The 19,183-nt window shown below is 56.1% G+C and carries 18 protein-coding genes; 16 read left to right on the top strand and 2 right to left on the bottom strand.

What is annotated here, in order from left to right:
• Positions 1–39: 39 nt before the first annotated feature.
• The gene (gene mreB, locus QLG07_RS21670) at positions 40–1,083 is read right to left on the bottom strand and encodes a rod shape-determining protein MreB (protein WP_003855260.1); all 1,044 of its coding nucleotides are present in this window, start codon (positions 1,081–1,083) and stop codon (positions 40–42) included.
• A gap of 314 nt (positions 1,084–1,397) precedes the next feature.
• Positions 1,398–3,347, bottom strand: coding sequence for an RNase E specificity factor CsrD (gene csrD / locus QLG07_RS21665; RefSeq protein ID WP_048914417.1), 1,950 nt, complete (start codon positions 3,345–3,347; stop codon positions 1,398–1,400).
• 223 nt (positions 3,348–3,570) lie between these two features.
• Between csrD and QLG07_RS21660 the strand changes: the two genes are divergently transcribed.
• The 16 genes from QLG07_RS21660 to QLG07_RS21585 all read left to right on the top strand — a co-directional run bounded on the left by QLG07_RS21660 (position 3,571) and on the right by QLG07_RS21585 (position 18,976).
• The gene (locus tag QLG07_RS21660) at positions 3,571–4,548 is read left to right on the top strand and encodes an MDR family oxidoreductase (protein ID WP_282470150.1); all 978 of its coding nucleotides are present in this window, start codon (positions 3,571–3,573) and stop codon (positions 4,546–4,548) included.
• 134 nt (positions 4,549–4,682) lie between these two features.
• On the top strand, positions 4,683–5,687 hold the full coding sequence (gene msrP, locus QLG07_RS21655; RefSeq protein WP_048914415.1) for a protein-methionine-sulfoxide reductase catalytic subunit MsrP: 1,005 nt from the start codon (positions 4,683–4,685) through the stop codon (positions 5,685–5,687).
• A 3-nt stretch (positions 5,688–5,690) separates the two neighbouring features.
• Positions 5,691–6,290: a protein-methionine-sulfoxide reductase heme-binding subunit MsrQ gene (msrQ, locus tag QLG07_RS21650; protein WP_282470174.1), complete on the top strand. Its 600-nt coding sequence runs from the start codon at positions 5,691–5,693 to the stop codon at positions 6,288–6,290.
• 240 nt (positions 6,291–6,530) lie between these two features.
• Complete coding sequence (gene aroQ / locus QLG07_RS21645; protein WP_048914414.1) at positions 6,531–6,983, top strand: type II 3-dehydroquinate dehydratase; 453 nt, start codon at positions 6,531–6,533, stop codon at positions 6,981–6,983.
• 21 nt (positions 6,984–7,004) lie between these two features.
• Positions 7,005–7,481, top strand: a complete 477-nt coding sequence (accB, locus tag QLG07_RS21640; RefSeq protein WP_282470149.1) for an acetyl-CoA carboxylase biotin carboxyl carrier protein — start codon at positions 7,005–7,007, stop codon at positions 7,479–7,481.
• 11 nt (positions 7,482–7,492) lie between these two features.
• Positions 7,493–8,842, top strand: coding sequence for an acetyl-CoA carboxylase biotin carboxylase subunit (gene accC / locus QLG07_RS21635; protein ID WP_048914412.1), 1,350 nt, complete (start codon positions 7,493–7,495; stop codon positions 8,840–8,842).
• A gap of 193 nt (positions 8,843–9,035) precedes the next feature.
• Entirely contained in the window at positions 9,036–9,281 is a 246-nt protein-coding gene (locus QLG07_RS21630; protein WP_048914411.1) for a YhdT family protein, read from the top strand.
• Entirely contained in the window at positions 9,271–10,725 is a 1,455-nt protein-coding gene (panF, locus tag QLG07_RS21625) for a sodium/pantothenate symporter (RefSeq protein WP_048914410.1), read from the top strand. The genes QLG07_RS21630 and panF overlap by 11 nt, the downstream gene beginning before the upstream one ends.
• Positions 10,726–10,736: 11 nt before the next feature.
• Positions 10,737–11,618 (top strand): 50S ribosomal protein L11 methyltransferase, encoded by an 882-nt coding sequence (gene prmA / locus QLG07_RS21620; RefSeq protein ID WP_048914409.1) that lies wholly within the window; start codon positions 10,737–10,739, stop codon positions 11,616–11,618.
• A gap of 307 nt (positions 11,619–11,925) precedes the next feature.
• Complete coding sequence (gene dusB, locus QLG07_RS21615; RefSeq protein ID WP_282470173.1) at positions 11,926–12,891, top strand: tRNA dihydrouridine synthase DusB; 966 nt, start codon at positions 11,926–11,928, stop codon at positions 12,889–12,891.
• Between the two features lie 25 nt (positions 12,892–12,916).
• A complete protein-coding gene (gene fis / locus QLG07_RS21610) occupies positions 12,917–13,213 on the top strand; it encodes a DNA-binding transcriptional regulator Fis (protein WP_003855228.1) in 297 nt (98 codons plus the stop codon).
• A 345-nt stretch (positions 13,214–13,558) separates the two neighbouring features.
• Positions 13,559–14,479, top strand: coding sequence for a kdo(2)-lipid IV(A) palmitoleoyltransferase (gene lpxP, locus QLG07_RS21605; RefSeq protein WP_048914407.1), 921 nt, complete (start codon positions 13,559–13,561; stop codon positions 14,477–14,479).
• A gap of 339 nt (positions 14,480–14,818) precedes the next feature.
• Positions 14,819–15,844 carry an amino acid ABC transporter substrate-binding protein gene (locus tag QLG07_RS21600; protein WP_048914406.1) on the top strand — a complete coding sequence of 342 codons (1,026 nt, stop codon included), beginning with the start codon at positions 14,819–14,821 and terminating at the stop codon, positions 15,842–15,844.
• Positions 15,845–15,911: 67 nt separating this feature from the next.
• Complete coding sequence (locus QLG07_RS21595) at positions 15,912–17,090, top strand: amino acid ABC transporter permease (protein ID WP_282470148.1); 1,179 nt, start codon at positions 15,912–15,914, stop codon at positions 17,088–17,090.
• A gap of 15 nt (positions 17,091–17,105) precedes the next feature.
• Positions 17,106–18,206 carry an amino acid ABC transporter permease gene (locus QLG07_RS21590; RefSeq protein ID WP_282470147.1) on the top strand — a complete coding sequence of 367 codons (1,101 nt, stop codon included), beginning with the start codon at positions 17,106–17,108 and terminating at the stop codon, positions 18,204–18,206.
• A gap of 8 nt (positions 18,207–18,214) precedes the next feature.
• On the top strand, positions 18,215–18,976 hold the full coding sequence (locus tag QLG07_RS21585) for an amino acid ABC transporter ATP-binding protein (RefSeq protein ID WP_048914403.1): 762 nt from the start codon (positions 18,215–18,217) through the stop codon (positions 18,974–18,976).
• The last annotated feature ends 207 nt before the right edge of the window (positions 18,977–19,183 follow it).

The following is a 19,183-nucleotide window of genomic DNA, read 5'->3' as shown; positions in this document are numbered from 1 at the left end:
AAGGAGTGCGGGCAGCGCCCCGGCACTCCTTCAGGCAGATTATTCTTCGCTGAACAAATCGCCGCCGTGCATGTCGATCATTTCCAACGCTTTACCACCGCCGCGCGCAACGCAGGTCAGTGGATCTTCTGCAACGACCACCGGGATCCCGGTCTCTTCCATAAGCAGGCGGTCCAGGTTACGCAGCAGCGCACCACCACCGGTCAGTACCATGCCACGTTCGGAGATGTCCGATGCCAGTTCTGGCGGACACTGTTCCAGCGCAACCATCACCGCGCTCACGATACCGGTTAACGGCTCCTGCAACGCTTCGAGGATCTCGTTGGAGTTCAGAGTGAATCCACGCGGAACCCCTTCTGCCAGGTTACGACCGCGGACTTCAATTTCGCGCACTTCGTCGCCCGGGTAGGCTGAACCGATCTCATGCTTAATACGCTCTGCGGTGGCTTCACCAATCAGAGAGCCGTAGTTACGGCGCACATAATTAATAATCGCTTCGTCGAAGCGGTCACCGCCGATACGCACGGAAGAGGAGTAAACCACACCGTTCAGCGAGATCACGGCGACTTCAGTGGTACCACCACCGATATCCACCACCATTGAGCCAGTCGCTTCAGAAACGGGCAGGCCAGCACCGATTGCCGCAGCCATCGGTTCTTCAATCAGGAACACTTCACGTGCCCCAGCGCCCTGCGCGGATTCGCGAATGGCACGGCGTTCGACCTGAGTCGCACCTACCGGTACACACACCAGCACGCGCGGGCTTGGGCGCATGAAGCTGTTGCTGTGAACCTGTTTGATAAAGTGCTGCAGCATTTTTTCGGTGACAAAGAAGTCGGCGATAACGCCATCTTTCATTGGGCGAATAGCTGCGATATTGCCGGGGGTACGACCCAGCATCTGTTTGGCGTCATGACCGACTGCCGCCACGCTTTTAGGGGAACCGGCACGATCCTGACGGATAGCAACGACGGAAGGCTCATTAAGAACAATGCCCTGCCCTTTCACGTAAATCAGGGTATTGGCGGTACCCAGGTCGATGGACAAGTCGTTGGAAAACATGCCACGGAATTTTTTAAACATACTAAAGGATAATCCTGCAAGCTGGGGGCGGAAAATAAAATCCGCTTACTTTACCAACCACACGAAGCAGCGACAAGGCGCAAAAACGTTCTGCTCCGGTGAAAAATCATGCTATCTCGCGCCAGCGTCACAACCTTAAGCATCTGTTGTGAGACAGAGGCCGTCATTCCGGCAATCTGCCCTGGTTTTCCGACGATTCAGCGGACATAACATACATAAAAATTAACATTTTCAGTTTCGCCTGGGTCTGCGACAAAGCCGCATCGCACCACGACCGCGCGGGTATTCTACGTGAAAACCCGCCAGACGTGAGACTAAACTCGATATCTTTGCGAATATTTTTTCACGCTACTGTTAACCGGTTGTGAGGTAGCGAAAAAGTCCCCCTGACCACCAGTAACGCCCAGCTCAACCAGGGTTTGCCACTCTTCCTTAAAACGCACTCCTGCGGCAAAAACCTCAGTTGAAGTCTGCTTACAGCTCTCCAGCAGGCTTTGTACAAACAGCTGATTTTCGGTACGCCGATCGATATTGCGTACCAGGCCCGGATGCAGCTTGATCAACCGCACCTGAAACTGCTTGATATAGGCGGTACTGACCACCGTTAACCCTGCCTGATTCACCGCTACGCTACAGCCAAAACCGTAGAGTAAGCGGAACACCGGTTCTAAGCGGCTGATGTGTTGACACACATCCGCTTCTGCAAGTTCAAATAAAATACGTTTTCTTTGCGATTTAGTGCATTGCAGCAGCATATCGCGCAGCCAGTGCAGGAATGAGCGCTGTAATAATGAGTCGAGGGTCAACGGGATAGCAAGCGTTTCCTCCGGCCAGAGTTCGATCAGCGTCACGATACGCATCACCATCAGCCTGTCGTAGCGTTCCGCCAGCCCCAGCTGCTGCACCATCGGCAGATACTCCGCAGAGAGCAGCTCTTTCTCGCCGTCGAAGATGCGCGGCATCATCTCCCGGTGATCCACCTCACCGCGCGCATTGACCGCCGGTTTCTGGTAGAGCCGCGGTCCGCCACGGTTGACGGTATTTTCCAGTAAAGTGCGCCATTTCACGCTACCGCGCGCCAGATCCTGCTGCCCGCCTTCACCGACTGACCAGTTATTGCCGCCCAGCAAGGTCGCCTGCCGCGTCGCCAGCTCTGCATTTTCCATCACCTGCTGCGTGCTCTGCCCGCTGCGCCAGCCGCTGATGCCGATATGGATCATATCGTCGCGATCGACCATACGCGTCGGCGGCAGTGTATCCACAGCGTTAATCAGCTGCGAGGCGATGCCGTCCGCATCTTTAACGCTGCGATGCGGCAGCAGAACGGCAAAATCGCTGCGGAAGTAACGCGCCAGCAGTGCACCGGGATAGCGCAGTACAAAGGTAGAAAGGATATTGACGAGGGCAAACAGATAATCCTGCACCGCCGCATGGCCCCAGCGTTCGCTCAGGCTGTCGAAATCCGGCAGGCGGATCATCATCACCATGCCGTGCGTCCCGACCGCTTCGGGGTCTTCCAGCAGCGTGGTCAGCTGATTATCGAAAAACAGACGATTGTTCAGCCCGGTGCGGGCATCCTGGGCGGCAAACGCGCGGATTAACGTATCGATGCGATTATGCTGCTCGCCCGCCTCTTTCAGATCGCTCAGCAGCAGATCGATAGCGCTACTGGCCTTGGGCGGCCACTCATGGACCGAACCGGAGCGCACTGATGAACGCTCGCCCCTGATGATCGCTTCGGCACGCGCCTCCAGCCGCTCCATTCCCCGCAGCTGACGGTACATCCAGCGGTGAGCCTGTAACAGCAGCAGGGTCATGATCACCACCACCGCGACAATCGCCGACAGCGTTGAGGCGCCAATAAATGAGGTAAACCAGGTGCGGCTGAGATCGACCCACTGCACGCGCAGCGTCATATCCGCATGGCGCGGCAGCGGTAGCAGGATCTGGCGGTAGCGGTTGGGTTCGTCGTCCAGCAGCGACTGCTGATGGCGGGCAAGCTGCAGAAGGGGCGTTTGATGGCGCAGCAGCTCAATTCGCTCAATTTGCAGCGGATTCATTAGCTGACGCAGCCAGGGCTCAACCTGCTGCGGCGACTGAGTGAGGAGTGCGCTATCCACATCATCGGCCATCCGCTGGAGCCGATGTTCTGCCCGCTGGTTACTGAGATAAAAAAAGCTCAGCACGCAGCCCACCAGCATCAGTAATGTCGCCAGTGAACAAAGCAGCGTGACTATCGCAGAGAGTTTGGTGGTTAATCGCATCCTTGTGCCCATGTAACAGCGGTAATCGAGTCGTCATTAACACTGAACCGCAGCCTGATTGTTAACGACCGGAGAATTTCGGCTACCTGGCGGCAGCGGCGGGCAAAAATAACACAATCATCGCGCCGATTGCTTGCCCGGCGTCAGATAAAAACGCATTTTCGCGAGTATAGTCTCAGCAGGCTGCTATTTTCGTTACAGACATCATTTTCAGGAGATTCTTATGCAGGCACTGGTTCTCGAACAGTCTGAAGGCCACACCGTCGCGACGGTTAAGCAGATCGACGCGGATACGCTGCCGCCGGGCGATGTGACGGTGGACATTGACTGGTCAGGCATTAACTATAAAGACGCGCTGGCCATAACCGGTAAGGGCAAGATTATCCGCCAGTTCCCAATGGTGCCCGGCATTGACTTCGCCGGACGGGTGCATACCAGCAGCGACCCGCGTTTTCACAGCGGGCAGCCGGTACTGCTGACCGGTTGGGGGGTGGGTGAGAATCACTGGGGCGGGCTGGCCGAGCAGGCGCGGGTTAAGGCGGACTGGCTGGTGCCAATGCCGCAGGGCATGGACGGGCGCAAAGCGATGATTATCGGCACCGCCGGATTCACCGCGATGCTGTGCGTGATGGCGCTGGAAGAGGGAGGCGTCACCCCTGACAGTGGCGAGGTACTGGTTACCGGAGCCAGCGGCGGCGTGGGCAGTACCGCCGTGGCGCTGCTGCACGCGCTGGGTTATCGGGTGGCGGCGGTCAGCGGACGTGAATCAACGCACGACTATCTGCGTCAGCTCGGCGCCGATGAAATCCTGGCGCGCAGCGACTTCAGCGCGCAGTCGCGCCCGCTGGAGAAACAGCGCTGGGCCGGGGCCGTCGACACCGTAGGCGATCGCGTGCTGGCCAGCGTGCTGGCGCAGACGCACTACAACGGCGTGGTCGCGGCCTGCGGCCTGGCGGGCGGCTTTGCGCTGCCCACCAGCGTGATGCCGTTTATTCTGCGCAACGTGCGCTTGCAGGGTATCGACTCAGTCATGACGCCCGCGCCGCGCCGCATCGAAGCGTGGAAACGCCTGCTGAAAGTGCTGCCCGCCGCGTTTTATCAGCAGGCCACGACGGAGGTTTCCCTTGCCGACGCCGCCACTGCTGCAGAAAAGCTGCTGAATAATCAGAGCACCGGCCGCACGCTGGTGCGCATCCGCTAACTGACCGCCCCTTCCCCTGCCGCCCGGCGGGGGATCTCTTCCAGGAAATTTCACATTTTTTGCCGATTACTCGCGCAAACTCCGGCCCTGAGCCATGCTCAACATTATTCCCCTACAAAGAGCAAGGGTCGCCGATGAAACCCGTGAATAAACTGACTGAAAATGACGTCACGCCGGAAAGCGTGTTCAATAGCCGTCGCCGCACGCTGCTGAAAACCCTGGGCCTGAGCGCGGCGGCCCTGTCGCTGCCGAACGCCGCACGCGCGGATGTGCTGTCGTGGTTTAAAGGCCACGATCGCCCACCTGCACCCGCCGGTAAGCCACTTGATTTCAGTAAGCCACAGCAGTATCAGGCCGACCTTGCCCTGACGCCGGAAGATAAAGTTACCGGCTACAACAACTATTATGAATTTGGGCTGGATAAGGCCGATCCGGCAGCCAATGCCGGGACGCTGAAGACCACCGACTGGAAAATTGAGATCGGCGGCGAGGTCGGTAAACCGCTGACGCTGGATATGGATGACATCTTTAAACGCTTCCCGCAGGAACAGCGCATCTATCGCATGCGCTGCGTTGAAGCCTGGTCGATGGTAGTGCCGTGGATTGGCTTTGAGCTGGGCAAACTGCTGAAGGCCGCTGAGCCCACCAGCAATGCGCGCTATGTGGCCTTCCAGACCATTTATGCGCCGGATGAGATGCCCGGCCAGAAGGACCGCTTTATCGGCGGCGGCATGGATTATCCCTATGTTGAGGGGCTGCGCCTTGATGAAGCGATGCATCCACTCACCCTGCTCACCACCGGCGTATACGGCAAAGCCCTGCCGCCGCAGAACGGCGCCCCTATTCGCCTGACGGTGCCGTGGAAATACGGTTTCAAAGGGATCAAGTCGATCGTCAAAATCACTTTGGTGAAGGATATGCCGCCGACCACCTGGAACCAGACCGCCCCGAACGAATATGGCTTCTTTGCCAACGTGAACCCACACGTCGACCATCCGCGCTGGTCGCAGGCCAGCGAACGCTTTATCGGGTCCGGCGGTATTCTCGATGTGAAACGCCAGCCAACGCTGCTGTATAACGGCTATGCTGACCAGGTCGCTTCGCTGTATCGCGGGCTGAATCTGCGGGAAAACTTCTAAATGGTGCGCCTGTCGGTTAAACAGATCACCGGACTGAAGGTTGTGCTGCATCTCGCCGGATTTCTGCCCCTGCTGTGGCTGCTGTTATCCATCGATCAGGGTTGGTTTAGCGCCGATCCAGCGAAAGATATCCAGCATTTTACCGGCAGGATGGCGTTGAAATTTCTATTGGGGTCGCTGCTGATCACTCCGCTGGCGCGCTATGGTAAGCAACCGCTGCTGATCCGCGTGCGCCGTCTGCTCGGACTGTGGTGTTTTGCCTGGGCGACCCTGCACCTGGTGAGCTACTCCCTGCTGGAGCTGGGTATCAGCAATCTTGGCCTGCTCGGCTCGGAGCTGGTTTCGCGCCCTTATCTGACGCTCGGCATTATCAGCTGGCTTATTTTGCTGGCGCTGGCACTCACCTCTTTCCAGAAAGCGCAGCGCAAGTTGGGTAAACGCTGGCAGCTGCTGCACAATGGCGTCTATCTGGTCGCGATCCTTGCGCCCATTCACTACCTGTGGTCGGTTAAGGTTTACTCGCCGCAGCCGTGGATTTATGCGCTAATTGCGGCGCTCCTGCTGGCCTGGCGCTATAAGAAGGTTCGCAATTGGTTCCGATAAGCGAACCGCGAATATTGTGTCCCACCCCACAGTTGCTACACTCAACTGCGCCTTTTTTCAGCGGCGCGGTTGATCATCTTCGCTGATACGACCAGTATTTAGCTGCTAATTGCGTTGATATCGTTATAATGCCCGACTTCGAAGGGTGACCAGGGCCAAATTTCATCTGAAAAGGTGACAAATCGGCTTTGGCGATGTATTTTGTGCGATGCCTCAGTTATCGCAGGAGATAGCAGCAAGATGACCGATAAGTTTCATGTACTGCTCTTAAACGGCCCCAACCTGAATTTGCTGGGGAGCCGTGAGCCTGAGAAGTATGGTCACACCACGCTGGCCGATATTGTCAGCGATCTGACCGCACAGGCAGGCAAACTCAACGTGACTCTGAGCCATCTCCAGTCCAATGCGGAACATGCGTTAATTGATCGCATTCATGAAGCGAAAGGCAATGTCGATTATATCGTCATTAACCCGGCGGCATTCACTCATACCAGCGTAGCACTGCGTGATGCGCTGCTGGCGGTGAGTATTCCGTTTATCGAAGTTCACCTGTCCAATGTGCATGCTCGTGAGCCCTTTCGCCATCATTCGTATCTTTCTGATATTTCTGCCGGCGTGATCTGTGGACTTGGCGTCGACGGTTATTCCTGGGCTTTACAGACGGCAGTTAAACGCCTGTCACCATCTAATTAAACAGAGTACGGAACCACACTCATGGATATTCGTAAGATTAAAAAACTGATCGAACTGGTTGAAGAATCAGGCATCGCTGAACTGGAAATCTCTGAAGGCGAAGAGTCAGTTCGCATCAGCCGCTCACCAGCTAACATCGGTTACCCGATGATGCAGCAGGCGTATGCTGCGCCGATGATGCAGCAGCAGCAGCCAGCTCTGGCTACCGCCGTTGCTCCAGCGACCGCTCCAGCAATGGAAGCGCCAGCTGCTGCCGAGATCAGTGGCCATATCGTGCGTTCCCCAATGGTCGGTACTTTCTACCGCACCCCAAGCCCTGACGCGAAAGCGTTTGTGGAAATCGGTCAGAAAGTTAACGCCGGTGACACCCTGTGCATCGTTGAAGCGATGAAAATGATGAACCAGATCGAAGCCGATAAATCCGGCGTCGTGAAAGCGATTCTGGTCGAAAGCGGTCAGCCTGTTGAGTTTGACGAGCCGCTGGTAGTCATCGAATAACGAGGCGAACCATGCTGGATAAAATTGTAATTGCTAACCGCGGTGAAATCGCGCTGCGTATTCTGCGTGCCTGTAAAGAGCTGGGCATCAAGACCGTTGCTGTCCACTCCACGGCCGATCGCGACCTGAAGCACGTGCTGCTGGCGGATGAAACCGTCTGTATCGGCCCGGCTCCATCGGTTAAAAGCTATCTGAACATCCCGGCGCTGATCTCCGCGGCGGAAATCACCGGCGCCGTGGCTATCCACCCTGGCTACGGCTTCCTGTCTGAGAATGCCGACTTTGCTGAGCAGGTTGAGCGCTCTGGCTTTATCTTCATCGGCCCGAAAGCTGACACGATCCGCCTGATGGGCGACAAAGTGTCGGCGATTACCGCGATGAAAAAATCCGGTGTACCGACCGTACCTGGCTCTGACGGTCCGCTGACCGAAGATATGGAAAAAAACCGTGCCTTCGCCAAACGTATCGGCTACCCGGTAATCATCAAAGCCTCCGGCGGCGGCGGCGGTCGTGGTATGCGCGTCGTGCGCAGCGACAAAGATCTGGAACAATCCATCAACATGACGAAAGCGGAGGCCAAAGCGGCTTTCAACAACGACATGGTGTACATGGAGAAGTACCTGGAAAACCCTCGCCACGTCGAAATTCAGGTATTGGCAGATGGTCAGGGCAACGCGATCTATCTGGCAGAACGTGACTGCTCCATGCAGCGCCGTCACCAGAAAGTCGTGGAAGAGGCGCCAGCACCAGGCATCACCGAAGAGATGCGTCGCTACATCGGCGAGCGCTGCTCGAAAGCCTGCGTGGAGATCGGCTATCGCGGTGCAGGTACCTTCGAGTTCCTGTACGAAAACGGCGAGTTCTACTTCATTGAGATGAACACCCGTATTCAGGTTGAGCACCCGGTTACCGAGATGATCACCGGCGTTGACCTGATCAAAGAGCAGCTGCGCATTGCTGCCGGTCAGCCGCTGTCGATCAAACAGGAAGAGGTGATCATCCGTGGTCATGCGGTGGAATGCCGTATTAACGCTGAAGATCCTAACACCTTCCTGCCAAGCCCTGGCAAGATAACCCGCTTCCATGCACCGGGTGGCTTTGGCGTGCGCTGGGAATCTCATATCTACGCCGGCTATACCGTGCCGCCGTACTATGATTCCATGATCGGCAAACTGATCACTTTCGGTGAGAACCGCGATGTGGCGATTTCACGCATGAAAAATGCGCTGGCTGAGCTGATCATCGATGGGATCAAAACCAATATCGAACTGCAGATGAAAATCATGTCAGACGAGAACTTCCAGCACGGTGGGACCAATATCCACTACCTGGAGAAGAAACTCGGCCTGCAGGAGAAGTAATCAAGCGCGGGTCTGGCATGCCTGCCCCTACGGGATTGGCTCCCGTGGGGGGCGGTTATCGCGCCACTGCGCTATTGTTGCGGGGGGGGGGGGGGGGGGGGGGGGGGGGGGCATGCCCGGCCCGCAACAATGTCAGCGATCGATATGCAGAGGGGCCGATTATTCGGCCCCTTCTTATTTGGGAAAGAAACGCATGGAAAAACGCTTTGTACAGGCCCACCGTGAAGCTCGCTGGTCTTTCTGGCTGGCGGTGGCTTATCTCGCCTGCTGGGCGCTGTCAGCCTGGCTGCCGGGCGACGCGCAGGGGGTAACCGGCCTGCCGCACTGGTTCGAAATGGCCTGCCTGCTGATACCCGGCCTGTTTATCTTTCTCTGCTGGCTGATGGTGCGCGTCGTCTTCCGCGACATTCCTCTGGAGGACGATAAACATGAAGTTTGAAATTATTCTGCCGCTGATTGGCTATCTGCTGCTGGTCGCCGGTTTATCTGTCTTTGCCATGCGCCAGCGCCGCGCCGGCAGCTTCCTGAGCGAGTATTTCCTCGGCAGCCGCTCGATGGGCGGCTTTGTGCTGGCCATGACGCTGACAACCACCTATATCAGCGCCAGTTCATTTATCGGCGGTCCGGGAGCAGCCTATAAATATGGGCTCGGCTGGGTGCTGCTGTCGATGGTGCAGGTGCCTGCCGTTTGGCTGTCGCTTGGCGTGCTGGGCAAGAAGTTTGCCATTCTGGCGCGCCGCTACAATGCAGTCACCCTCAACGATATGCTGTACGCGCGCTATCGCAGCCCGCTGCTGGTGTGGCTGGCAAGCCTGAGCCTGCTGGTCGCCTTTATCGGCGCGATGACCGTGCAGTTCATCGGCGGAGCGCGCCTGCTGGAAACCGCCGCCGGGATCCCCTACGACAAAGGTCTGCTGATTTTTGGCAGCACCATTGCGCTGTATACCGCCCTTGGCGGCTTCCGCGCCAGCGTGCTGAATGATGCGATGCAGGGCGTGGTGATGCTGATTGGCACCTTCCTGTTACTGTTTGCCGTGATCCATGCCGCAGGTGGAATGCACAGCGCCGTCAGCACGCTGCAGAAAATTGATCCGCAGCTGGTCTCTTCATCCGGCGTCGGGGGCATTTTGACGCCCACCTTCCTTGCCTCGTTTTCGGTGCTGGTCTGCTTTGGGGTGATTGGCCTGCCGCATACGGCGGTGCGCTGCATCTCCTATAAAGACAGTAAGGCGATGCATCTGGCGATCCTGCTCGGCACCGTGGTGGTCGCCGTGCTGATGCTGGGTATGCACCTGGCGGGCGCGCTGGGACGCGCGGTGCTGCCTGACCTGGCGATCCCCGATCAGGTGATCCCGACGCTGATGATCCAGGTGTTGCCGCCGCTGGCTGCCGGCGTTTTCCTGGCGGCACCGATGGCGGCGATCATGTCCACCATTAATGCCCAGCTGCTACAATCATCGGCGACGATCGTTAAAGATCTGTTTTTGCGCGTGCGCCCGCAGCACCTGGATAACGAACCGCTGCTGAAACGTCTCTCTTCCGCGATTACCCTGGTGCTGGGCATGCTGCTGCTGCTGGCGGCCTGGAACCCGCCGGATATGATCATCTGGCTTAATCTGCTGGCCTTTGGCGGTCTGGAGGCGGTGTTCCTCTGGCCGCTGGTACTGGGCCTTTATTGGGAGCGCGCTAACGCTGCTGGCGCACTGAGCAGTATGATCGCCGGTGCCGGTTGCTATACCCTGCTCGCCAGCCTGAATCTGCAACCGTGGGGCTTCCACCCTATCGTGCCAGCGCTGCTGCTTAGCCTGCTGGCGTTTGTCATTGGCAACCGCTTTGGCCGTGTTGACGCCGAAGCGGACGCTGCCGCCCTATTGTCTGAATAAAGAGAATCGCTATGCCCTGGATACAAATGAAAATTAACAGCACCGGCGCCCAGGCTGAAGAGCTGAGCGACGCGCTGATCGAGAACGGGGCCGTTTCGGTCACCTTCCAGGATACGCATGATAATCCGGTGTTTGAGCCGCTGCCGGGCGAAACGCGCCTGTGGGGCGATACCGATGTGATTGGCCTGTTTGATGCCGAAACGGAGATGGAAGATGTCATCGCCGGGCTGGAGCAGTGCCCGCTGTTAGGCGCAGGTTTTCCGCATAAAATTGAGCAGATCGAGGACAAAGACTGGGAGCGTGAGTGGATGGATAACTTCCACCCGATGCGTTTCGGCGAGCGCCTGTGGATCTGCCCGAGCTGGCGCGATGTACCGGACCCGCTGGCGGTGAACGTGATGCTTGACCCGGGCCTGGCGTTTGGCACCGGCACCCATCCCACTACCGCGCTGTGCCTTGCCTGGCTTGACGGCCTCGACCTGGCAGGCAAAACGGTGATCGACTTCGGCTGTGGCTCCGGCATTCTGGCGATTGCCGCGCTGAAGCTGGGGGCCGCCGCCGCCATCGGCATTGATATCGATCCACAGGCGATTCAGGCCAGCCGTGATAACGCCGAGCGTAACGGCGTATCAGAGCGTCTGTCGCTCTATCTGCCACATCAGCAGCCGGAGAACCTCAGTGCCGATGTGGTGGTGGCGAATATCCTTGCCGGGCCGCTGCGCGAACTGGCACCGCTGATTAGCGTACTGCCGATCGGCGGCGGGCATCTGGGCCTTTCCGGCGTACTGGCCAGCCAGGCCGAGAGCGTGTGTGAAGCTTATGCCGATACCTTTGTTCTCGACCCGGTGGCCGAGAAAGAAGAGTGGTGTCGCATTACCGGGATCCGCCGATAAAACAGCCACCTGGCGCAGATCGGATGAGCTGCGCCAGCGCTTTACATCCGTCAGATGTCCCGAATAACAGGCAAACTGACGTGAATTATGTTGTTATCCAGGTCACAAAAAAAGAAAAATCTTTGTACACAATTTCGTCAATTTTTTTTAATCCATTGTTTTATAAATGATTTAAAAAAATAAGCCCGCCAGGTAAGGCTTACCAGCCCCTGGCAACAGCGAATTGTTCAAAGTTTGGCCTTTCATCTTCCTGAAAAAATGCGTAATATACGCCGCCTTGCGGACACACTATGGTCACTTTTTTTTCATGCGCATAGGAAATCACCAGCTTCGTAATCGTTTGATTGCAGCCCCGATGGCCGGGATAACAGACAGGCCATTCAGGACCCTTTGCTATGCAATGGGCGCTGGGATGACTGTTTCCGAGATGATGTCGTCTAATCCTGAAGTCTGGAGCAGCGATAAGTCACGGTTGCGTATGGTTCACAGTGACGAACCTGGTATTCGTACCGTGCAAATTGCCGGTTGTGACCCGGAAGAGATGGCGGCAGCCGCGCGTATCAATGCAGCATCGGGTGCGCAGGTCATCGACATCAACATGGGGTGTCCGGCCAAAAAAGTGAATCGTAAGATGGCAGGTTCGGCACTGCTGCAGCATCCTGAGCTGGTGCAGTCTATCCTCTCAGCGGTAGTTAATGCAGTCGAAGTACCGGTGACCTTAAAGATTCGCACTGGCTGGGATAGCGACAACCGCAACTGCGTAGAGATTGCCCAATTGGCTGAACGCTGTGGGATTCAGGCCCTGACCATTCACGGACGCACACGCGCGTGTTTGTTCAACGGCGAAGCTGAGTACGACAGCATTCGGACAGTTAAGCAGAACGTATCCATTCCGGTTATCGCGAATGGAGACATTACTGACCCGCATAAAGCCAGAGCCGTACTTGACTATACGGGGGCTGATGCCCTGATGATAGGACGGGCGGCTCAGGGAAGACCGTGGATCTTCCGGGAAATCCAGCACTATCTGGACACTGGGGAGCTGCTGGCACCGATGCCACTAGCTGAAGTAAAGCGCTTGCTCATCGGGCACTTACGGGAACTGCACGACTTTTATGGTCATCGCAAGGGATACCGTATTGCCCGGAAGCACGTCTCCTGGTATCTACAGGAGCACGCCCCAAACGACCAGTTTCGGCGCACATTCAACGCCATAGAGGATGCCAGCGAACAGCTGGAGGCGTTGGAGGCATACTTCGAAAATCTTGCGTAATTAGAAATAAAGAGCTGACAGAACTATGTTCGAACAACGCGTAAATTCTGACGTACTGACCGTATCTACCGTAAATTCACAGGATCAGGTGACCCAAAAGCCACTTCGTGATTCGGTCAAACAGGCACTGAAGAACTATTTTGCTCAACTGAATGGTCAAGATGTAAGTGATCTGTATGAGCTGGTATTGGCTGAAGTAGAGCAGCCTCTGTTGGACATGGTGATGCAATACACCCGTGGCAACCAGACCCGTGCAGCCCTGATGATGGGTATCAACCGCGGTACACTGCGTAAGAAACTGAAAAAATACGGCATGAACTAATAGTCTTTGGCTATCATGTTGTTGCGAAAGCGCTTGTCCCTCCGGGGCTGGCGCTTTTTTATTTTTTGAGCGGATAAAATTTTCTTGTCAGATTATTCCTCTGCACATCTTCCTGAAGTCCCGTTAATCTGTGTAAAATTACAGCCAATGGAAATGCCTACCCAGGCCTGCAGCCCTTACCTTTCTGATAGCCGTGCGTCACGCCCCGCAAATGTAAAGTTCTGCCAGCTCAGGAAGCAGGCTAAACCATCGTCCTGAATGGGTGTCTGAGTGATTGTATCGCAGCTGATTGTTGTCAACTTGCGTTACAGTTTCTCTGGTCCTTAACGTCAAAATGAGCAATAGATGAAGCCGTCACAAAAATTCCGCCGGGGTTTTCTTCGCCCACGCTACTGGTTAACCTGGTTTGGCGTCAGCGTACTCTTTCTGCTGGTCCAACTCCCGTATCCTTTACTGCATAAGTTCGGCATCTGGATAGGACGCACTTCTATGCGCTTTATGAAGCGCCGCGTCTCGATTGCGCGCCGCAATCTGGAGCTGTGCTTTCCGGATATGGACAAAGAGCAGCTGGAGCGCTGCATCGTCGGCAATTTCGAATCCCTGGGTATGGGCCTGATTGAAACCGGCATGGCCTGGTTTTGGTCCGACCGCCGCGTGAAGCGCTGGTTTAAAGTTAATGGTCTGCACAACCTGCAGGCTGCACAGGCCGATGGCCGTGGCGCGCTGATTATCGGCGTGCATTTTATGTCGCTGGAACTTGGCGGACGGGCAATGGGCCTCTGTCAGCCGATGATGGCCATGTATCGCCCGCATAACAACAAATTCATGGAGTGGGTGCAGACTAAAGGACGCATGCGCTCGAACAAAGCGATGATCAATCGTCGCGATCTGCGCGGTATGGTGCAGGCGCTGAAACAGGGTGAGGCCGTGTGGTTTGCACCGGACCAGGATTACGGCCCGAAAGGTAGCGTCTTCGCCCCGCTGTTTGCCGTGCCTGAGGCGGCCACGACCAGCGGCACCTGGATGCTGGCACGCATGGCAAAACCTGCGCTGATCACCGTTGTGCTGATTCGCAACGAAGACGGCAGCGGCTATGAATTAGTGATCCAGCCAGAGCTGAAAGATTATCCCATCGAAAGCGAGCAGCAGGCCGCCGAGTACATGAACCGCGTCATTGAGCGCGAGATCATGCGTGCGCCGAATCAGTATATGTGGCTACACCGCCGCTTTAAAACGCGTCCCGGCGGAGCCAGTTCCCTCTATTAACCCGCGTTGCCCCCCTCCAGCGCCTCTGCGCGCTGGAGTTAGCCACTCTTTTTACACTTCAGTCACTAAAACTGCTATCTCCCTCACACTGCTTCCATATAGTGAAACTATTTGCACTATTTGTGACCATTAGTGCTATTTTTGCCCCGTCCTGGTGCGCGATATTAATCGAACTTACCAAATGCTTCTGAATATTAGCAATGCTTTCCAATAGATTCAGGGCTCTGCAAATCTGGCATTACCTTTGCAAAGCAGTGAATGGCTTCGGCCACAGACAGGCAAAGTGCACCAAAGCGTGCATTACACATAACAAAACGTTTTCGCCACACAGGATGCTTTATGAAAAAGATGATGCTTTCAACTTTGGTTGCCGCTGCTACGCTGTTTGCGGTTGCGAATCAGGCTCACGCTGGCACCACGCTGGACGCGATTAAGAAGAAAGGGTTTGTGCAGTGCGGTATCAGTGACGGCTTACCGGGCTTCTCCTATGCGGATGCCAGCGGTAAGTTTTCCGGCATCGACGTGGACGTTTGTCGTGCGGCTGCCGCAGCCGTATTTGGTGATGCGACCAAGGTAAAGTACACCCCGCTGACGGCAAAAGAGCGTTTCACCGCACTGCAGTCAGGTGAAGTGGATATCCTGTCACGTAACACCACCTGGACTTCTGCACGTGACGGCGGCATGGGCTTCATCTTCGCTGGCGTTAACTACTACGATGGCATCGGCTTCCTGACCCACCAGAAAGCAGGTCTGAAAAGTGCTAAAGAGCTGGACGGCGCAACCGTTTGCATACAAGCCGGTACCGACACTGAACTGAACGTGGCGGACTACTTTAAAGCCAACAAAATGCAGTATACCCCGGTGACCTTCGACCGTTCTGACGAGTCGGCGAAAGCGCTGGATACCGGTCGTTGCGATACCCTCGCTTCTGACCAGTCTCAGCTGTATGCACTGCGCATCAAGCTGGGCAAACCAAACGAGTTCATCGTACTGCCGGAAGTGATCTCTAAAGAGCCTCTGGGCCCGGTAGTACGCCGCGGTGATGATGACTGGTTCACCATCGTTAAATGGTCCCTGTTCGCCATGCTGAACGCGGAAGAGATGGGTATTACCTCTAAAAACGTCGACGAGATGACGGCTAAACCCTCTACCCCTGATATGGCTCACCTGCTGGGCGCCGAAGGTGACTTCGGTAAAGACCTGAAGCTGGACAACAAATGGGCTTACAACATCATCAAGCAGGTGGGTAACTATCAGGAAGTCTTTGACCGTAACGTCGGTAAAGATAGCCAGCTGAAAATTGCCCGTGGTCAGAATGCGCTGTGGAACCAGGGCGGCATCCAGTACGCGCCACCAGTACGTTAATTCCCCCGATTACCGGGCACCCGTGTGCGGGTGCCCACGACAGAATTTTCGTTACTGAGGTCTCATCATGTCTCAACGCCCAACCGTAAAAAGGGATTTTTCATTCAGCAATCCTGCGGTGCGCGCCTGGCTTTACCAGATCATTGCGATCGTCGCGGTTGTTGCCGTAGCAGGTTATCTGATTCATAACACCATCATTAACCTGGCAAGCCGTGGCATTACTTCCGGTTTTGGTTTCCTTGAACGTAGCGCTGGCTTCGGTATCGTCCAGCATCTGATCGACTACAGCGAGGGGGATACCTACGCACGCGTGTTCCTGGTGGGTCTCACCAACACGCTGCTGGTTTCCGCACTCTGTATTGTCTTTGCCTCTTTTCTCGGCTTCTTTATTGGTCTGGCACGTCTGTCTGACAACTGGCTGCTGCGGAAAATTTCCAATATCTATATTGAGACGTTCCGCAACATTCCTCCGCTGCTGCAGATCTTCTTCTGGTACTTTGCGGTGCTGCGCAATCTGCCGGGACCGCGCCAGGCGCTGAATGCCTTTGATCTCGCTTTCGTCAGTAACCGTGGGCTCTACATCCCATGGCCTGAGTACGCGCCGGGCACCCTGCCATTTCTGTTGGCGTTACTGCTTGCCGTCCTGTCGACGGTCGGCCTGTTCCGCTATAACAAAAAGCATCAGCTTAAAACCGGGCAGCTGCGCCGCACCTGGCCGGCGGCGATTGCGATGCTGGTGCTGTTTCCGCTGCTGGCTTCAACGTTTGCCGGCAGCCCGATGCACTGGGATATCCCGGAGCTGAAGGGCTTTAACTATCGCGGTGGCTTTGTTCTGATCCCTGAGCTGGCGGCCCTGACGCTGGCGCTGTCGATCTACACCTCGTCATTTATCGCGGAGGTGATCCGTTCAGGCATTCAGTCCGTACCGCACGGTCAGCATGAGGCTGCCCGCTCGCTCGGCCTGCCAAACCCGGTGACGCTACGCCAGGTCATCATCCCACAGGCGATGCGCGTGATCATTCCACCGCTGACCAGCCAGTATCTCAATATCGTGAAAAACTCCTCGCTGGCTGCCGCGATTGGCTATCCCGATATGGTGTCGCTGTTTGCCGGGACGGTGCTGAACCAGACGGGCCAGGCCATTGAGACAATCGCCATCACCATGGGTGTTTATCTCATCATCAGCCTGACGATTTCGCTGTTAATGAATATCTATAACCGCAAAATCGCGCTGATTGAACGCTAAGAGAACGGGATAATTATGACTGTAACGACTCATGACACTCCGCCCGTACCGACTAACGCGTTCTCACGTGCCGTCGTTTGGGCAAGAAAAAATCTGTTCTCCAGCTGGGGAAACTCACTGCTGACCCTGTTCTGTATCTGGGTGATGTGGGTGGTGATCCCCCCCGCGCTGAACTGGCTGGTGTTCCAGGCGAACTGGTTCGGCAACACCCGCGCAGACTGTACCAGGGAAGGCGCATGCTGGGTGTTTATCCATGCGCGTTTCGGCCAGTTTATGTATGGGCTGTATCCTCACGAGTTACGCTGGCGCATTAATCTGGCGCTGGTTATCGGCCTGCTATCAATCGTCCCGATGTTCCTGAAAATCCTGCCGCGTCGCGGTAGCTATATCGCCGCCTGGGCCGTGATCTATCCGATTGTGGTGTGGTTCCTGCTGTACGGCGGCTATCTGGGGCTGGAACGCGTGGAAACCCGACAGTGGGGCGGCCTGACGCTGACGCTGATCATCGCTTCAGTGGGTATCGCCGGTGCGTTGCCGCTGGGGATTCTGCTGGCGCTGGGCCGTCGCTCGCGTATGCCGGTGGTGCGCACGCTCTGTATCCTGTTTATCGAGTTCTGGCGCGGCGTCCCGCTGATCACCGTGCTGTTTATGTCCTCGGTGATGCTGCCGCTGTTTATGGCGGAAGGCAGCACTATTGATAAGCTGATCCGTGCGCTGGTTGGGGTGATCCTGTTCCAGTCAGCCTATGTTGCCGAGGTGGTGCGCGGCGGGTTGCAGGCGTTGCCAAAAGGTCAGTACGAAGCCGCTGAGTCGCTGGCGCTGGGCTACTGGAAAACCCAGGGATTGGTGATCCTGCCGCAGGCGTTGAAGCTGGTCATCCCCGGGCTGGTTAACACCATCATCGCCCTGTTCAAAGATACCAGCCTGGTGATCATCATCGGCCTGTTCGATCTGTTCAGTAGCGTGCAGCAGGCCACCGTCGACCCAACCTGGCTGGGTATGTCCACCGAGGGTTACGTCTTTGCTGCACTGGTCTACTGGATTTTCTGTTTTAGCATGTCGCGCTATAGCCAGTATCTGGAGAAGCGCTTTAACACCGGGCGTACGCCACACTGAGGTTCAACATGACTCAAATTATTACTCAAGCTGACGACGCGATGATGATTACGCTGGAAAACGTGAACAAGTGGTATGGTCAGTTTCATGTCCTGAAGAATATCAATCTGCAGGTAAAACCGCGCGAACGTATCGTACTCTGCGGGCCTTCCGGCTCGGGAAAATCGACAACGATCCGCTGCATCAACCATCTGGAAGAGCATCAGCAGGGCCGTATTGTGGTAGATGGCACCCTGCTTAATGACGATCTGCGTAATATCGAACGCGTGCGCACGGAAGTCGGCATGGTGTTTCAGCACTTCAATCTCTTCCCGCACCTGAGCGTATTGCAGAACTGTACTCTGGCCCCTATCTGGGTACGCAAAACGCCGAAGAAAGAAGCTGAAGAGCTGGCGATGCATTACCTGGAGCGTGTGCGTATTGCCGAGCATGCGCACAAATTCCCGGGGCAGCTCTCCGGTGGCCAGCAGCAGCGCGTGGCGATTGCCCGCTCATTGTGCATGAAGCCGAAAATCATGCTGTTCGATGAACCGACCTCAGCGCTGGACCCCGAGATGGTGAAGGAGGTTCTCGATACCATGATTGGCCTGGCAGAAGATGGTATGACCATGCTTTGCGTAACCCATGAAATGGGCTTTGCGCGCACCGTGGCCGACCGCGTGATCTTTATGGACCGCGGTGAGATCGTTGAGCAGGCTGCGCCGCAGGAGTTCTTCTCTAATCCTAAGTCAGAACGCACCCGCGCTTTCCTGTCGCAGGTCATCCACTAATTTCACGTGGTAACTGAGGTACAAAGCCCCGATCAGTGATGAACGGGGCTTTTTTAACGCCATGTTTTCAACGGTTATCCGCTAATATTGTGTTTTCCTGGATTGCGCACAAACAAAAAAGCCCCATGCTTTCGCATGAGGCTTGTCTGTTTAATTGATGCCTGGCAGTTCCCTACTCTCGCATGGGGAGACCCCACACTACCATCG

This window comes from Erwinia sp. V90_4, assembly GCF_029967685.1.
Taxonomy (GTDB): Bacteria; Pseudomonadota; Gammaproteobacteria; order Enterobacterales; family Enterobacteriaceae; genus Erwinia; species Erwinia aphidicola.
The sequence above is the reverse complement of the archived record's forward strand: the minus strand, read 5'-3'. Positions and strand labels throughout refer to the sequence as shown.